Annotated in this window: 14 protein-coding genes; 2 read left to right on the forward strand and 12 right to left on the reverse strand. The window is 46.8% G+C overall.

What is annotated here, in order from left to right:
* Positions 1-214: 214 nt before the first annotated feature.
* From BGP75_RS26140 to BGP75_RS26165, 6 genes are all read right to left on the reverse strand, one after another.
* Entirely contained in the window at positions 215-496 is a 282-nt protein-coding gene (locus BGP75_RS26140; protein ID WP_076721874.1) for a hypothetical protein, read from the reverse strand.
* Between the two features lie 88 nt (positions 497-584).
* Positions 585-1,055 carry a hypothetical protein gene (locus BGP75_RS26145; RefSeq protein ID WP_076721875.1) on the reverse strand — a complete coding sequence of 157 codons (471 nt, stop codon included), beginning with the start codon at positions 1,053-1,055 and terminating at the stop codon, positions 585-587.
* A gap of 116 nt (positions 1,056-1,171) precedes the next feature.
* A complete protein-coding gene (locus BGP75_RS26150; protein ID WP_076721876.1) occupies positions 1,172-1,831 on the reverse strand; it encodes a phytanoyl-CoA dioxygenase family protein in 660 nt (219 codons plus the stop codon).
* Positions 1,832-1,943: 112 nt separating this feature from the next.
* On the reverse strand, positions 1,944-2,450 hold the full coding sequence (locus BGP75_RS26155) for a GNAT family N-acetyltransferase (RefSeq protein WP_076721877.1): 507 nt from the start codon (positions 2,448-2,450) through the stop codon (positions 1,944-1,946).
* 260 nt (positions 2,451-2,710) lie between these two features.
* Positions 2,711-2,908 carry a hypothetical protein gene (locus BGP75_RS26160; protein ID WP_076721878.1) on the reverse strand — a complete coding sequence of 66 codons (198 nt, stop codon included), beginning with the start codon at positions 2,906-2,908 and terminating at the stop codon, positions 2,711-2,713.
* A 240-nt stretch (positions 2,909-3,148) separates the two neighbouring features.
* On the reverse strand, positions 3,149-4,081 hold the full coding sequence (locus tag BGP75_RS26165) for a universal stress protein (protein ID WP_076721879.1): 933 nt from the start codon (positions 4,079-4,081) through the stop codon (positions 3,149-3,151).
* A gap of 393 nt (positions 4,082-4,474) precedes the next feature.
* Here BGP75_RS26165 and BGP75_RS26170 point away from each other — a divergent pair, with 393 nt between their 5' ends.
* Positions 4,475-4,759 (forward strand): helix-turn-helix transcriptional regulator, encoded by a 285-nt coding sequence (locus BGP75_RS26170; protein ID WP_076721950.1) that lies wholly within the window; start codon positions 4,475-4,477, stop codon positions 4,757-4,759.
* Between the two features lie 120 nt (positions 4,760-4,879).
* Here BGP75_RS26170 and BGP75_RS26175 read toward each other — a convergent pair whose 3' ends face one another.
* From BGP75_RS26175 to BGP75_RS26185, 3 genes are all read right to left on the reverse strand, one after another.
* Positions 4,880-7,630 carry a bifunctional acetate--CoA ligase family protein/GNAT family N-acetyltransferase gene (locus BGP75_RS26175; protein ID WP_233153032.1) on the reverse strand — a complete coding sequence of 917 codons (2,751 nt, stop codon included), beginning with the start codon at positions 7,628-7,630 and terminating at the stop codon, positions 4,880-4,882.
* Positions 7,631-7,775: 145 nt separating this feature from the next.
* A complete protein-coding gene (gene htpG, locus BGP75_RS26180) occupies positions 7,776-9,686 on the reverse strand; it encodes a molecular chaperone HtpG (RefSeq protein WP_076721880.1) in 1,911 nt (636 codons plus the stop codon).
* Between the two features lie 152 nt (positions 9,687-9,838).
* Entirely contained in the window at positions 9,839-10,591 is a 753-nt protein-coding gene (locus BGP75_RS26185) for a DUF599 domain-containing protein (protein ID WP_076721881.1), read from the reverse strand.
* Positions 10,592-10,784: 193 nt separating this feature from the next.
* Here BGP75_RS26185 and BGP75_RS26190 point away from each other — a divergent pair, with 193 nt between their 5' ends.
* Complete coding sequence (locus tag BGP75_RS26190; protein ID WP_076721882.1) at positions 10,785-11,447, forward strand: pseudouridine synthase; 663 nt, start codon at positions 10,785-10,787, stop codon at positions 11,445-11,447.
* A 63-nt stretch (positions 11,448-11,510) separates the two neighbouring features.
* Here the strand turns inward: BGP75_RS26190 and BGP75_RS26195 are convergent, their stop codons facing one another.
* The 3 genes from BGP75_RS26195 to acnD all read right to left on the reverse strand — a co-directional run bounded on the left by BGP75_RS26195 (position 11,511) and on the right by acnD (position 16,709).
* Positions 11,511-12,245, reverse strand: a complete 735-nt coding sequence (locus BGP75_RS26195) for an ABC transporter permease (protein WP_076721883.1) — start codon at positions 12,243-12,245, stop codon at positions 11,511-11,513.
* A gap of 502 nt (positions 12,246-12,747) precedes the next feature.
* On the reverse strand, positions 12,748-13,926 hold the full coding sequence (gene prpF, locus BGP75_RS26205) for a 2-methylaconitate cis-trans isomerase PrpF (protein WP_076721885.1): 1,179 nt from the start codon (positions 13,924-13,926) through the stop codon (positions 12,748-12,750).
* A 179-nt stretch (positions 13,927-14,105) separates the two neighbouring features.
* Positions 14,106-16,709 carry a Fe/S-dependent 2-methylisocitrate dehydratase AcnD gene (gene acnD / locus BGP75_RS26210; RefSeq protein ID WP_076721886.1) on the reverse strand — a complete coding sequence of 868 codons (2,604 nt, stop codon included), beginning with the start codon at positions 16,707-16,709 and terminating at the stop codon, positions 14,106-14,108.
* Positions 16,710-16,793: the final 84 nt, after the last annotated feature.

A 16,793-nucleotide genomic window follows, 5' to 3' on the forward strand; every position in this document is an offset into this window, starting at 1 on the left:
GGTTTAACCAGCAAAGGACCATGGCGCAGCTCCAAAACTCCAGGAATACAGCAGGCATTATCTAATGCTTATCTGAAATCCCAAGGACTCTATGCTCTACGTGATGGTTGGATCAAGCTTCACTATCCTAAGTGAAACGCCCTGTGCGGCCCCGCATGCGGGGTGTTGTGGGGGCTGGAGGTTAGAGACCTCCGGCTACCCGATTATGAGCTGCTTAAGCACTTTGTGACAGCTCTTTGTACCTTATTGATATATTGAAATCTAAAGCCCTTTCTAGAAAGGCTTTATGGTTATTTCTTAGTTTTTCTGAGAACTCTATAAGGTATTGCCTATTTTCTTTTGCTTGTAACTTTTCTTCTTCGCTCAGCTTTATGGACATAGAAGCATCTACATAGCTTAAAGGGGAGTATGGAAAGTCGACAATCCAATCAGAACCATCTACTTCATACAATATAAACTGCCAAGGTTCCATATCAAGCTTATTAATATGCTTCATTCACAACCTCTTGAACTCATAACGCCGCCAGCAGGGGCTGACAAACCAGAGCGAAGCGGTGGTTTGGTAGTCCCTCTGGCTGGCCTTGTTAGCTGCCATATGCCAGAGCAAACTGGAATGACCTCAAACAAGGATAAGTTTCTGGAATAACGTCACGCATTGGATGACGTTGCTTCATTTCTGCCGCTATTTCAGCAACAAAGTTTGGTACTGTTGTTACCTCTATATCTGTGCCCCAGATTTCTTTTGGCTGGGACTTAGATGTGCCAATGATTGCACGTTTTTGAATGCTGGCCGGTGTAGCGCCGACAATCTCGGAATATTGCTCAGCAGAGAAGACGAACTTTTTATCCAAGTACCGCTGCTCACGTTTTTCCCAAGTAAGAGCATCCCACGATGTTTCTAGGTGAACCAACTTACCTGTAGCGGGAAGAAATGCCAGAACGTCAATTTCGTTGTTGTAACCTCCATTGGGCCTGCGATTGGCCTTGATGTTCGTGCGCACGAAATACCCTTGTATTGCGTACCATTCAGAAGCTAATGATTCGAGGAAATTCACGTTCTCTCCATGCAGCTAACGCCCAGCTCACTGGTGGAGCAAGCTGGCGCGAGTTTTTGCGTAAGCAAAAAGCGCGACAGTTTGCGGAGTCCAGTGCAGCTGCTTGTTACATGTTTTTACGCCCATGTGGCACCACCGGGTAATTGATAACTACTATATTCAATGTGTAGTACCCTACGTGGTTGTGTTGACTTAGCTCTACTTGATGCGTGTAAAACATGAGGGCGCATAACTAGAGCAGAACCTAAAGGTGCAACACAGCTAATGGCGGAATGTGATTTTGTGTAGCTATGGATAGATTCTTGCGACATTACACCCTCCCTGTGACTATACGGTATTACCTTAAGGCAACCGTTTTCCTCTGTTGATTCGTCGAGATGCACCCTGAAGGTTACCATTTGTTCCAAAACTTCAACAGGGGGCTGTACGTGTAAAACACTATCTTTTTTACTCCAAGGCCCCCAGCCTGGGATATCGAATTCTTTCGAGACAGCAACCGTCTTGTCCTGGTGCCACGTTACTAGCCAGTTATTTTCGATTGACTTAACAAACACAATGGAGCGGACAAGCTCTGCTTTACTTGAAAGGTATGTAGATGCAAGCGATAGATACTTTTCGCTTTCTACGAGATTAGTAACCGAAGAAAGTTTTTTATCGGCATTTCGTATGCCCCCGCCTTTGCATTCCATGGCAGCTAGCTCTTGCTTAATCGATTCGATTTCTTCACAAGATATGAAGCTTTCTAAAATTTCGAAACCATCTTCTTCAAATGGCACTTAATTGATTCCTCGATGACATGTAACGCCTCAAACACCGGCTTGGTGAAGTTGGCAGCTTTTTTGGAACAAAAAAGGTGACAGCTTTACCAAGTCCGAGTGCTTTGACTTGTTAACCCTTTGCAGAAAAGGATTCATGGTAAGTAACGATTCCTTGAGGTAAATCTCCTTGAAATAACAAGGCTTGAAAATACTCCGTCGGTACATCTGGAAGCACCAAGCCCTCTCTAGGCTTGAAGCCAAAACGATGATAGTAGTTTGGATCTCCGAGCAATACACAACCTTTAGCTTTTATATTCTTTAGCTCTTGAATGGCTGCATTCATAAGCTTCGAGCCAATACCTTTACCCTGATTATTGGGAAGAACTGAGATTGGGCCCAGACCATACCAACTATCTGTACCGTCAGAAATAGTTACAGGAGAAAGCGCCACATGACCAACGATATTGCCTTCATCTTCAGCAACAAGAGAAATTGATAATGCACCAGATTCACGAAGTGCTTTAACTATAAACTGCTCCGTATGATCGGTATGTGGTGCATCAAGAAATGCGGCTACAGTAACCTCATAGATACTTTGAACATCGCTTGATTGTTCTTTTCGGATACTAATATTCAATCGGATACTCCTTGAGGGTTAACAGCGTTATTCACCGGACGCGTCCATTTATCCCACATCCACTTATCCCAACACATTTCGTTCCATAATCATCCATTATCAGTAAAGAATCAATGCGTTAGCAAAGCCTAATTTATTAGGACAGAAGAAACACGGAAGCGTCCGTCTATGTCCCTTCCAACTATCTCGTAGCAGCAGCCCGAGTAAGCTATCTTATACCCTTGTTATTTATATGTTTTTATTTTTACCAAGTCAGAAAATCAGTGGATAGACGGACGCTTCCCTTGAACAACAGCTGTCAACCTTCCAGTCCACCGCCAATCTTCTTCCGATAAAAACCAGCCCAAATCATAGCATTGCTTTAAATCTGCCAGTTGCTGGGTCATGGCATTGTTGAGTACTTCGAGTTGTTTGATTTTGGCGGCGAGTTTGGGTACGTCGAACAGAGCTGCGTTCAATCATCACTAGCTATTTGGCCATTCGAGTGTAAGACAATTGTCAGCTTTGGACGACCTCCTTGTCGCTGCCCTTCTGTTTTGACTGTAATCTTGAAGTAGACTATCCCGTCGGTGAAACCGTGCTCACTGATTCGTCGTGTGATCCAGTCATTGAACCGAGCAAATGAGCTTTTACTCAAAAACGAAAATTCAGGGATAGCACTGGGATTCTACCAGGTCCGATTAGGCTGCGGTTACTCTTTATTCCTCTTCAACAGCAGTTCGATCCTTCACAATCAGTAAATCACAGCTTATATGGTCCAAAGCCATTTCTGACGTCGTCCCTACAAAAAAGCGATCGATGATTCCTCGCTCAACCGCTCCCATAACCACAATATCTGCCGATGCTTCAGTAAGATAAGCAGGCAACTCTTGATGCGCTTCTCCCTCTGAAAGATGCGCCTCCATCCCGGATGCCGGCAAACCAAACTGATCCAGCAATTCCTCCATAGCCTGCAGGTGAGTCTGGCGTAATTTATCTCTTAACTGGTCATAATCAAACATCACTGTGTCATCAAAAATCACTGACGTAGGAAGCGGTTGAAAACAATGAAACAAATTCAACCGTCCACCTATCCAGTGACAAAGGTGGTTCGCATTATCCAGAATCCGCATATCCAGCGAAGCTGTTTTCTCATGACTTCGTATCGGATCTATCGCAGCAACAATGATCGGTGCCTCAGACCAGGCAGCAGGTCTCACCAGCATTAAAGGAACAGGACAATGACGAATCAGCTCCCAATCAACATGACCTAATAAATGTTGATCAAGACGATGATGATAACGACAGTCTTTTATTACCAGATCCGGCTGATAACGCTCAATTTTAGTCATCATGCCCTGCTCCAGATGACGATCCCAGTACACATCAGTAGAGACGTTCATGTTTTTCTCTAATAAGGGTTCAATAAGCTCATCCAGCCATCTTTCCACTCCGTGGATAAACCCTATTTTTCCATGCTCTCGGGCCTCCCGATCAAACAGGTAACTGTTAGACAGTGACTGACTGTAGCAGCAGGTAAAAACCTCAACGGTTGCGCCAACGGCTTCAGCCAGGGTTTGGCTTTTCACGATCAAATGCTGTGCCTGCTCGCGAGATTCAATCAATACCAGGATCTTCTTAATTTCGTTCATTTTCATAATACCCAGAATAAAAACGCTCTTAATAAACCTTAGCAACTGTAGTGAAATTCACAAACCGATCAGCAGATTCAGCCTCTTGAGGGGCTGAGCTGGGCTAACAACCTTTACAAAGAAAATAATAATAACTCATATATTTCAGTATGATACAAATAACATACTTAGTATACAGGTATAAAAAAAGGGTCTATATGACATAATTCTCATATAGGCCTATAATGTCAATTAGGATATTCAAGGTGCTATTTTATATTAGTTTATACTTATATGTTATATTGAGCGCTGCTTGATATTCAGGTATATTTCCCCAAACGCCGATTTTATAGATTAATCAGAGGAGGTCTCAACTTGGAAAGTGCAGTGAATCAGAACTCAACTCTAGAATTGATGCGTGCGAATGCCCGCGATGCTGCGCAATTATTAAAAGCTCTAGCGAATGAAAGCAGACTACTTATTTTGTGCTACCTGGATGGTAAAGAACTATCGGTAACGGAGCTAAATTCCTATCTTGATCTCAGTCAGTCAGCATTGTCCCAGCACTTGGCTGTATTACGCAGAGACGGCTTGGTGAGCACTCGTCGTGAATCACAGACTATCTATTACTCTCTTAGTGGAGATACAGCAAGGCGCGTTATCCGCACCCTACACGAAATGTATTGCCCAGAGGTGTAGGTTTCTCACTAACGGGCTCATACACGGACAGGAGCCCAAGCTGAGCCGCGAAATAAAGACTTGTAGCCTATCTATCAGCAGCCTTCCCTAAAGCTCTTCTCAGACGATCACTATAGATTATTAATGCTGCAAGCGTTGAAGTTGCCAGTCTTCCTTCGGCTCGTTTAGCATCATTGTCATTTCAACGACTTCCTCTTCTGCGTTATAACCATTATCAAAGCCCAGTTTCTTGGCGAGCCGTTGCATATTCAGATTAGTGGGTAAGGTAGTTCCTAATATTTGCAGCGTACCTCGATCACGGCAGTATCTGATCATTTTTTCCATCAACATGGCACCCAATCCCTCTCCTTGCAAATCATCCCGGATAACCACCGCAAATTCCGCTCTGATGTTGTCAGGATCAGTATTGGTACGAACGACACCCAGCGTCTCATAACCTGGGCCATCAACTCTGGGAGCCGATGCGATAAATGCCATTTCCCGGTCGTAATCAATCTGAGACCAGGATGCAAGTTCACTATGAGTTGGCACCCCCCGACTGTAGAAGTACCTCATGCGCACAGATTCCGGGCTTAAACTGTTCCAGAATTCCAAGTGGTTAGGCTCATCCTCCCCTCTGATGGGACGCAGTTCGACCACTCGGCCGCTACGTTTTAAATGAACAACTTCCAACAGGTCATCAGGATAGGGAGAAATAGCCAATGAACAGGGATCACCCAGTTCCGCGCAGGTATCAACAGCCAGTAAGCCACGCTTGTTGACAAGCAATGGATTGATCTCCATTGATTTAAGCTGAGGAATATCAACGACCATCTGGGAAATATGAATTAACAACTCACAAAGGTGTTTGATATCCTGATCAAAGCGGTGACTGTTTTCTTTAATAAAACTGTATATCCGTGATGATTTAATCAGGCGACGGGCCAGACTTTCATTTAACGGCGGTAACATCAACTGGCGATCATCCAAAACATCAACGGTATAACCACCCGCTCCAAAAAAGATCAACGGTCCAAACACCGGATCACGGGTAACTCCAACGCTGATCTGCACAGACTGAAGACCCCGCTTCATCTGCTGAATACAGAATCCTCTTTGATCTTCATTGCTGTAACGCTCACTCACCCGGTAAGCCAATTGGGTAACAGCATGTTTCACTTCACTGACAGAATACAGGTCCAATGCCAGATCACGCCAACGCTGGCCGCTCCCTTCATCGTAACTGAACGGATAGAGATTTCCCCGATGCAAAGCCTTAACCGCAACGGCTCCACCAAGATGCTTAGCAACTTCCACGGCTCCGTCAATATCATGGGCATAATGGCTATGGGAAACAGGAATTTCATAAAACTCCAATAGCCGACTGGCTTCATTATGGCGTAAATAGTTACGCCCCTGCCGCCAGATATCATCGACCATCTCCTTGGCTCGGGCGCGACCATCTTTATTTTCATGAAGATTCATCGCTTCCGGTGTCTGCTTCATCACCTCCTGATTACGACGAAAATCAACCATATGCATAAAAGCTTCAGCCGCTTTCTCTGGTGTGATGAAAGTCGGAATTTTTGCTTCATTAAACAAATTTCGGGCAGCGATGGCAGTACTACGCCCCATCCAACAGGTCAGCACATTCCTCGGTATCTTGTTGGTTGCCTTAATGATGGCCTCAGCCGTCGCTGAGCCTGGTGCTAATCTGGTTGGAGCATGAATAACCAGAACCGCATCAACATTCTTATCTTTGGTCAGTACTTTAACCGCCTCAGAAAACAGTTCTGGCGTAGCATCAGCATTGAGGTCGATCGGATTAGAACGGTTCCAAAAATCAGGCAATAGCCCCTTTAAGGCATCTGTCGATTCTTCCGTCAGCGTAGCCAGCTTTCCCTTATGACGAAGCAACCGGTTGGCAGCCAAGGCATTTGGACCGGCACCGTTACCAACAATAGCAAGCCTCTCTCCGCGAAGAGGCTTCATCATCGTTAAGGTTTCCAACGCATCAAATAATTCATCTGTGCTTGCAACCCTGACAACGCCTACACGCCTTAGAACCGCATCATAGACCTTGTCCAGATCGGTGACACCCAAAGGCACTTTTCTTGTCCCTTTTTGTCCATCAAAATCAAGTTCGTTTTTCAGAACAAGTACCAGCTTATTCCTGGCGGCAGCACGGATAGCCGAAATAAAATGATGTGCATGGTCAGTATCAATACGATCAACCTGAACCAACAGGGCATGGGTGTAGGGATCATTCGCCAGGTAGTCAATAACGCTTGGCATATCAACATCGACGCTTCCCCCCAGTGTCATAAAATTAGAAAAGCCGATACCCTGGCCATGGGCCCAGTCAATCATTGCAGTGCCGAGAATGCCGGACTGTCCGACATAAGCCACCTTGCCCTTGTTAATATTTAAATGAGAGTAACTGGCATTCATATTCTGACCAGGCACAAGCAGTCCCATACAATCAGGGCCAAGAATTCTTATACCGTAGGGTTTCGCCGCCTCTACAACTGCGTCTTTAAGAGGTTGCAAGCTATCGTTTTGAGTGCGGGACAAGCCACCCGTAAGAATCAGCGCCGCCCTTACCTGATTAGCACCGAGCTTACGAATAATACCGGGTACGGCATCTGGAGGAGAGCAGATAATGGCCAGATCCGGCATTTCCGGCATAGTACCAACACCGCTATAACAGGGAATATTAAAAACCTGCTCATACCCTTGCTTGTTAACGGCTATCAGTGTTCCTCTATAACCGCTGTCTATCAGATTACTGAGAACCACCCCGCCCATACTGTTGGGCTTTTCTGAAGCACCGAACACGGCTATCGATTTCGGTGCGAAAAAACGCTTTAGATAACTAGTGCTCACGGACATTTCTCCCTGCTATGCTGCAACGCAAAATCGATAATAGGTAATGATACAACGGATTTCAGCTAATAAAAAAGGCGATCCGAAGATCGCCCTTTTTTATCGGGTAACAACAGCCGATAAACAACAGATTTAGTCTATGTACTCAAACCTATTTGCTTAGGCTAAGTAACAGTTTGTTCAAGCGACGAACGTAGGAAGCAGGGTCTTCCAGCTGCCCACCTTCGGCCAGATTGGCTTGATCAAACAAGACCCAGGTAAGATCGTTAAATCGATCTACGTCTGCTTCATCGTTTAACTGAACAACCAGAGGATGCTCGGGATTAACTTCGAAGGATGGCTTGCTATCTGGAAGCTTTTGTCCGGCAGCTTCCATAATACGGCGCATCTGAGCCCCCATGTCCTGAGCCCCGACAACCAGACAGGCTGGAGAATCGACCAGACGATTGGTTACTCGCACTTCATCAACACTGTCACCCAGTGTTTCTTTCACTCGTTCAATCAGTGAGCTGAACTCTTTGGCAGTTTCTTCCTGTTGCTTTTTCTCTTCTTCATCGTCAACTTTGCCGAGATCAAGATCGCCTTTACCTACATCTTTAAAGGTCTTTCCGTCATACTCGTTAAGATTGCTCATCAACCACTCGTCAACTCGGTCGGATAGCAGCAGCACTTCGATACCTTTCTTACGGAAGATTTCCAGGTGTGGGCTGTTCTTAGCGGTGTTATGGTTTTCAGCAACCACATAGTAGATTGCATCCTGCTCTTCTTTCATTCGACCAATGTAGTCGTCCAGCGACTCAGTTTGCTCGGCAGAGTCCGTATGAGTCGTCGCAAACCGCAGCAACTTGGCGACTTTTTCGCGATTCGCAAAGTCTTCAGCAGGTCCTTCTTTTAGTACCTGACCAAACTCCTTCCAGAAAGAGGCATACTTTTCTTTATCTTTCTTGGCCAGTTTTGACAACATATCAAGCACACGCTTGGTCAATGCGGAACGCATAGAATCAATAGCGGGATCTTTCTGCAAAATTTCGCGAGAAACATTCAACGAGAGGTCATTGGAATCAATGACACCTTTAACAAAACGCAAATACAGCGGTAAGAACTGCTCAGCATCATCAATGATAAATACACGCTGTACATAGAGTTTAAGCCCCCTGGCACCGTCTCGGTTCCACATATCGTAAGGAGCACGGGCAGGCACATATAACAGACTGCTGTATTCCAGCTTGCCTTCTACCTTGTTGTGGGACCAGGTCAGCGGGTTCTCAAAATCATGGGATACATGCTTGTAGAATTCCTGGTATTCCTCGTCTTTTATTTCAGTGCGGGGACGAGTCCAGAGAGCAGTTGCATTGTTTACTGCTTCCCATTCTATTTCCTGTTCTTTCTCTTCATTCTCTTCCCCACCCATTGGCTGCTTAATCATTTCAACCGGGATAGAGATATGATCAGAATACTTGCGGACCAGATTACGCAGGCGGAAACCATCGGCAAATTCTGTTTCGTCCTTCTTCAGATGCAAGACGATCGTGGTTCCTCGATCTGCCTTATTGACAGCCGATATAGAGAACTCACCTTCCCCCTGAGATTCCCAATGAACACCTTCTGCGGCATCCAGACCAGCCTTACGTGTAAACACTTCTACTTTATCGGCAACGATAAAGGAAGAATAGAAACCTACACCGAACTGTCCGATCAGATGAGAGTCCTTTTTCTGATCACCAGACAGATTGGCCAAAAACTCGGACGTTCCGGATTTGGCAATGGTCCCAAGATGCTCAACAACATCCTGACGGCTCATACCAATGCCGTTGTCGATAATTCGAACCTGCTTCTCTTCTGCATCAAACTCAATACGTATTTTGAGTTCACTGTCATCCTCGTAAAGTGTCCCGTCAGACAATGCAGCGAAACGAAGTTTGTCGGAAGCATCGGAGGCATTCGAGATCAACTCCCGTAGAAATATCTCCTTGTTGCTGTACAACGAATGGATCATCAAGTGAAGAAGTTGCTTTACTTCTGTCTGAAAGCCAAGTGTTTCTTTTTGTGTCTCTGTTGTCATCGGTTACAACCCAGTCATTTGTGAACAATCTAGATGTTGCACATCTAAGCGCTGTTCATTTAGGTGGGGGCGCTGTTTTCGATTTCAAGGAATTTTTTTCAAGCTTTCATATTAAGATTCATTTCCGGGCCACAGAGGGCCATCAGAGCTGCTTATTTGTGCAACTCATTTCGAAAGTCCATCCCATTGATATTGTCATCTGGAGTACTTACGGTCATTTCCATCAGTACCGGAGATCTGAATTCTCTCAGATAAAGCACAACGACCACGACTGTTGTAAAAGCAATAAAACACCAGGCATTGATGAACCAGGCAAGCACCGCCAAACTGAAATAATAAGAACGCAAACCAAAATTGAAGTTGTTCGCAGCTCTGGATAAGGTTTTTGAAGAACGACTGATAAACGCCTTTATTTCATTTTCAGTCACGTCTTCACCAATCTGCGGTGCACTTCCGATCAGAACGGCACAAAACCCGTACTGCCGAAGGCTCCAGGTGAACTTAAAGAAGGCATAGATAAACAGCACAATTAAAACCAGAAATTTAACTTCCCATTCGGTTTTACTCGACCCTGATAACAGTGGTAGTTCTGACACAACTCCCACTAATCTCTCGGATGCCCCGATAGCCGTCACCAAACCGGCCAGGATGAGCATAGTACTGGAAGCAAAGAATGCCACGGCCCGCTCAAGGTTGCCCACAGCAGATATATCAGCAATTCGGACATCCCGGGTTAACATTTGGCGCATCCAGTCGGTGCGATAAAGATGCAGAACATTAGCAAGACAGGGAGTCGTTAAAGCACGGTATTGAGCAAAATAGGCGTATCCTTTAAAACAGATTAAAAACCAAACCAGGGCCAGCAAGTCCGGCCAATCATTGGACAAAAGCTCCACCGTTATCATTAAAATACCTCTAGCTACGACTGATACTGCTACATGATTTCAGATTATAAACAGATTACCAGCTGAATCCCGACTTTCGACCCGGGCCCCTTCTAATGCCTTCCGGTAAAGGAAAGATGGCGACAGGCAGTATAATCCCGTTAAAATAGCCTTCCTGAAATTTTTGTTATTCGCCTTCTTCAACAGAAAATACATGACTCATATTGTCCTATTCAACAAACCATTCCGAGTATTGTCGCAGTTTACCGATGACAGTGGACGGGCAACGCTTGCAAGCTTTATAGATCAAAAAGGGATTTATGCCGCAGGAAGGCTCGATTACGACTCTGAAGGATTGCTTCTGCTAACAGATAATGGTCAATTACAAAAAAGTATTACCGATCCAAAGCAAAAACTGGAAAAGACCTATTGGGTTCAGGTTGAAGGAAAGATAACCGACTCTGCTCTGCAACAGTTAAGAAAGGGAGTCAATCTCAAAGACGGTTTGACACGACCGGCTAAAGTCAGACGCCTTGAAGCACCGGAACTCTGGCCACGAACGCCACCGGTGCGGGAAAGAAAGCTGATCCCCAGCTCCTGGCTTGAAATACGTATTCATGAAGGACGAAACCGTCAGGTTCGCCGAATGACAGCTCATGTCGGGTTTCCCACCTTACGCCTTATTCGGATAGCCATTGGTGACTGGACATTACAGGATATGAAACCCGGGGAATACCGAAATGAGCCTGTAGATTTCAGCTCATTCGTTAACAAGGAACAAAAACATCAACAACAGGTTCGATCCCGACGCCCTGCTGCCAGAAAAACGAATCCGAAAGGGAAACCGAATCTGAAAGGAGGTAGAACTCATCGCTAGTATCACTCAGTCAGAAGACGCTGCTTTACACTGACTGGCCAGATAAGGAATGCTTTGGCTTTGCTACTGCGGTGAAGAGTCAACAATCCGTTGTTCAAAATAACTCTTAACAATGGTTAAAAAAAACGCTGAAGATAATCCTGCCGAGCCAGCGATCATACACATAACCATAATTTGATAACGTGCAGCGATCAACGGCGAGACGCCAGAAAGAATTTGCCCCGTCATCATGCCCGGTAAAGATACCAGACCAACAGCTAACAGACTGTTGCTTACCGGAATCATCGCAGCCCGATATGCTAACCGTTTCGCCGTGTCATAGTCAGCAGTGCTGCCCAGCTCTGAGTTGATCCTCTCAGCAGCCAGGCTGACAGCATTCATCGAGTTGGCGAAAATCATTCCAGACAGGGGGATCAAGTACTGTGGCTGATACCAGGGATCTAACTCAAGAACCCCCTGAGTAATGATTAGTAAAGTACTCCCCGCACCAAGGAAAATCGAAAGCGCTGCATAAATAAATAACGATTTGCGCTGATGGGCCACTTCACCTAACGCAATCCAGCTGGCAACCAGCAGCATTAATGTAAGGACGGTTAAAATTAGTGATGCGCTTTCTGATTGAAAAATGAAGGTTAGAAAATAACCGATAACCAGCAGCTGCCCTAGCATTCTGGCTAACCCGTAACCAAGTTTGCCTGCCCCCAGCTGCCAGCGATAATAAAAATACAGTACAGGAATAACCGGAATAAAAGCGATAGCCAAACCGCTCAGGCTTATTTGATAGATATCGGCACTCATTACTTATAATCCCAGTTACCAGACCAATTTCGAGGAAGGCACCTCGTCAACAGAGAATAACGAGAGATGGTATCACCATCCACCAAAAAAGCCTTTCAGGACAACTCAATCGATCTGAAAAATGCTGTCAGCAACATATAACCTAATGGTCACGATAAAAATCTCTAAAATTTATTCTATAGATTCTGGCCAATTCGGTAGAGCGTACGCCACTGTTATTACGCAGCATAGCGCTGCCCCAATAACAAAAAAAACCCCTGCACCGAAGTACAGGGGCAAATGCAAAACTAACAAGCCCTGATAGGAGAACTTGCCAGCTACTTCCGCAACCAAAAGGGGATATGGCTGCACTATCGGGCAATCGCACAGTGCAGCTGCGGATATTCACAAATCCTGTTTGACTATCTACTGACTGGATAGCAAACAGACCTGTGAATTTGTTCAGCAGGCCGTTCCTTGTGCCTGCTATCAGTGCCATGCTGTCAACCGGGTGAAAAACAGATTAGAAAGCATCCCCGGGAACACGCACCCAGCCTTCCATCAAGACTCTTGCGCTACGACTCATGATGACTTTGTTAACAGTCCAGTCACCATCACTATTGCTGGCTTCAGCACCGACTTTCAGGGTACCGGAGGGGTGACCAAAGACCACAGCTTCGCGATCTCCACCACCGGCAGCCAGATTAACCAATGTACCAGGTATCGCCGCGGCCGTGCCTATTGCTACGGCTGCAGTTCCCATCATGGCATGGTGCAGTTTACCCATAGACAGAGCACGAACGTTCAGATCTATATCAGCAGCGTGGATCAGCTTGCCGCTGGATGCCGTATAATCAGCCGGGCCGGATACAAAGGCAACTTTGGGTGTGTGTTGCCGCCCAGCAGCCTCCTCTACGTTCTTAATCAAGCCCATTCGCACAGCGCCGTACGCGCGAATAGTTTCAAAACGCTCCAGCGCAGCCGGATCTCCGTTAATCGCCTCCTGCAATTCGGTACCGGTATAACCAATATCAGCCGCATTAAGAAATACCGTAGGAATACCGGCATTAATCATGGTCGCCCTGAAAGTACCGATACCCGGCACCTCCAGCTCATCTACAAGTTTACCGGTAGGAAACATAGCCTCACTGGCGTCTACAGGACTTAAAAACTCCACCTGTACTTCAGCCGCTGGAAAGGTAACCCCATCCAGTTCAAAGTCACCGGTTTCCTGAACTTCTCCATCCGTCATAGGGACCTTGGCTACGATGGTCTTGCTGATGTTGGCCTGCCATATACGAACGGTCGCAATGCCATTTTCCGGGATGCGATCAGCATCCACCAAACCCTTGCTGATAGCGAAAGCGCCGACCGCAGCGGTCAGATTACCGCAGTTACCGCTCCAATCGACAAAGGGCTTATCAATGGAAACCTGACCAAACAGGTAGTCTACGTCGTGATCAGGCTGGCTGCTTTTTGAAAGAATAACCGTTTTACTGGTGCTTGAGGTTGCCCCTCCCATACCATCAGTTTGCTTACCATAGGGGTCGGGACTACCGATAACTCTCAACAACAAGTTGTCGCGAGCTGCGCCCGGCACCTGAGCCGACTCGGGCAGATCCGTAAGATTAAAAAATACGCCTTTGCTGGTACCGCCACGAATATAGGTAGCAGGCACTTTAATTTGAGGTACGTGAGCCATAGCATTTATCCAAATCTGAAAAACACTCTAGTGAAACACAGTCTTGAGGGACCAGCGATATAGCTATTCATCCTTCAGACGAATAGCTATATCCTGGCAAACAACGAGACAGCCGAAAACAGAGTAAAAACGCTGATTTGCGTTACCGGACACCCCCGGCAACGCAAACCAAACTGGTATCAGGCGTTACCTTCCAGGAAATCCTGAGCAAAACGCTGCAATACCCCACCAGCACCGTAGACATGCACCTCTTCAGCAGTATCCAAGCGACAGGTGACCGGAATTTCAACGGTTTCGCCATTGCTTCGGGTCATCACTACCATCAAGTCTGCACGAGGAGCGATCTCGCCGACAACATCGTATGTCTCGGTACCATCAATACCATAGGTGTTACGGTTATCACCTGCTTTAAACTCAAGCGGCAGCACACCCATACCAACCAGGTTGGTCCGGTGAATACGTTCAAAACCTTCAGCCACGATCGCTTCAACACCAGCCAGACGAACACCTTTGGCAGCCCAGTCACGGGACGAACCCTGACCGTAATCTGCACCGGCGATAATGATCAGCGGTTGCTTGCGCTCCATGTAGGTCTCTATCGCCTCCCACATGCGGCTTTCTTTTCCTTCCGGCTCAATACGGGCCAGAGATCCCTGCTTCACTTCGCCATTTTCATCGCGGCACATTTCGTTTAGCAGTTTAGGATTGGCAAAGGTTGCGCGCTGAGCAGTCAGGTGATCACCACGGTGAGTCGCATAAGAGTTAAAGTCCTCTTCCGGCAGCCCCATCTTGGCACAGTATTCACCCGCGGCACTGGATGCCTGGATGGCATTAGAAGGTGACAGATGGTCAGTGGTAATGTTGTCACCCAGCACTGCCAACGGACGCATTCCCTTCATTGTACGTTCACCGGCCAAGGCTCCTTCCCAATAGGGAGGACGACGAATGTAGGTACTCTGTGGACGCCAGTCATAAAGTGGACTTTTAGCCTGTTCAGCCTTACCAAGATCAAACATCGGAATGTAAACCTGGTTAAACTGTTCAGGTTTAACGCATTCAGCCACGATAGCATCAATTTCTTCATCACTTGGCCAAATATCTTTCAGAGTGACCGGGTTACCCGTTTTATCCGTACCCAACACATCTTTTTCAATATCAAAGCGGATCGTACCGGCAATGGCATAAGCCACAACCAGCGGCGGCGAAGCCAGGAACGCTTGCTTGGCGTAAGGATGGATGCGACCATCAAAGTTACGGTTACCGGACAGCACAGCAGTCGCGTATAAATCACGTTCGATAACTTCTTGCTGAATCTTTGGATCCAGCGCACCACTCATGCCGTTACAGGTTGTACAGGCATAACCGACTATTCCGAAGCCCAGCTTTTCCATTTCAGGCAACAGACCGGCTTCTTCCAGATACAGCTTGGCAACCTTGGAACCCGGTGCAAAAGAAGACTTCACCCAGGGCTTTCGCAGCAATCCCAGCTCGTTGGCTTTTTTTGCCACTAATCCTGCCGCGACAACATTGCGAGGATTCGATGTATTGGTACAGGAGGTAATAGCAGCGATGATCACCGCTCCATCCGGCATTTTCCCCTCGGCCTCTTCCGCCTGAGCCTTATCCAGATCAACAGCAATACCACGGGTCTCAAGATCGGAAGTCGGTAAACGACGATGAGGATTGGAAGGTCCCGCCATATTGCGACATACGGTTGACAAATCGAAGGTCAATACCCGCTCGTATTCAGCGTTGACCAGATCATCGGCCCATAGACCTGTTTCTTTCGCATACTTCTCAACCAGGGCAACCTGCTCAGGTTCACGCCCCGTCAGCTTCAGGTAATCAATGGTCTGCTCGTCGATATAGAACATACCGGCAGAAGCACCAAATTCAGGCGTCATGTTGGAAATGGTTGCACGGTCGCCGATCGTCAAGTCCTTGGCACCATCGCCGAAGAATTCAAGGTAAGAGGAAACCACTTTCTCTTTACGCAGAAATTCGGTGATTGCCAGAACGATATCAGTTGCGGTGATACCTGGCTGACGCTTACCGGTCAGCCTGACACCGATAATATCCGGCAGACGCATCATGGATGGGCGTCCCAGCATAACGGTTTCAGCTTCCAGACCACCCACACCAATGGCAATAACACCCAACGCATCAACATGAGGGGTATGACTGTCGGTACCAACACAGGTATCAGGGAAAGCAACACCATCACGAGCCTGAATTACCGGAGACATTTTCTCCAGATTGATCTGATGCATGATGCCGTTACCCGCAGGTATCACATCAATATTTTCAAAGGCAGTCTTGGTCCACTCGATAAAGTGAAAACGATCTTCATTACGACGATCTTCAATCGAACGGTTCTTTTCGAAAGCTTCAGGGTCAAAACCGCCGTGTTCTACCGCCAGTGAATGGTCAACGATTAACTGGGTTGGCACGACCGGATTAACTTTGGCCGGGTCTCCACCCTGATCTGCGATCGCATCACGCAGACCGGCAAGATCAACCAATGCTGTCTGACCGAGTATATCGTGACAAACCACACGGGCCGGATACCAAGGAAAATCCAGATCGCGCTTGCGTTCAATAATTTGTTCCAAAGAGTCAGTCAGCGTAGCTGGATCACAGCGACGCACTAGTTGTTCAGCCAGTACCCGAGAGGTATATGGCAGCGTAGCGTAGGACCCTGGCTGAATGGCTTCGACCGCCGCACGGGTGTCAAAGAAATCCAGGTCGGAGCCCGGCAACGATTTACGGTATTCAGTATTCATAGCTAAACCCACCTGCTTGTGTTCAGAAAAGCAGTGTTTCTGGAGGACGGAGCGATACCGGGATCAGTGTCTCGATCGCTCCCC

Origin of the sequence: Motiliproteus sp. MSK22-1 (assembly GCF_001968815.1) — a bacterium.
Classification (GTDB): Bacteria; Pseudomonadota; Gammaproteobacteria; order Pseudomonadales; family Balneatricaceae; genus Motiliproteus.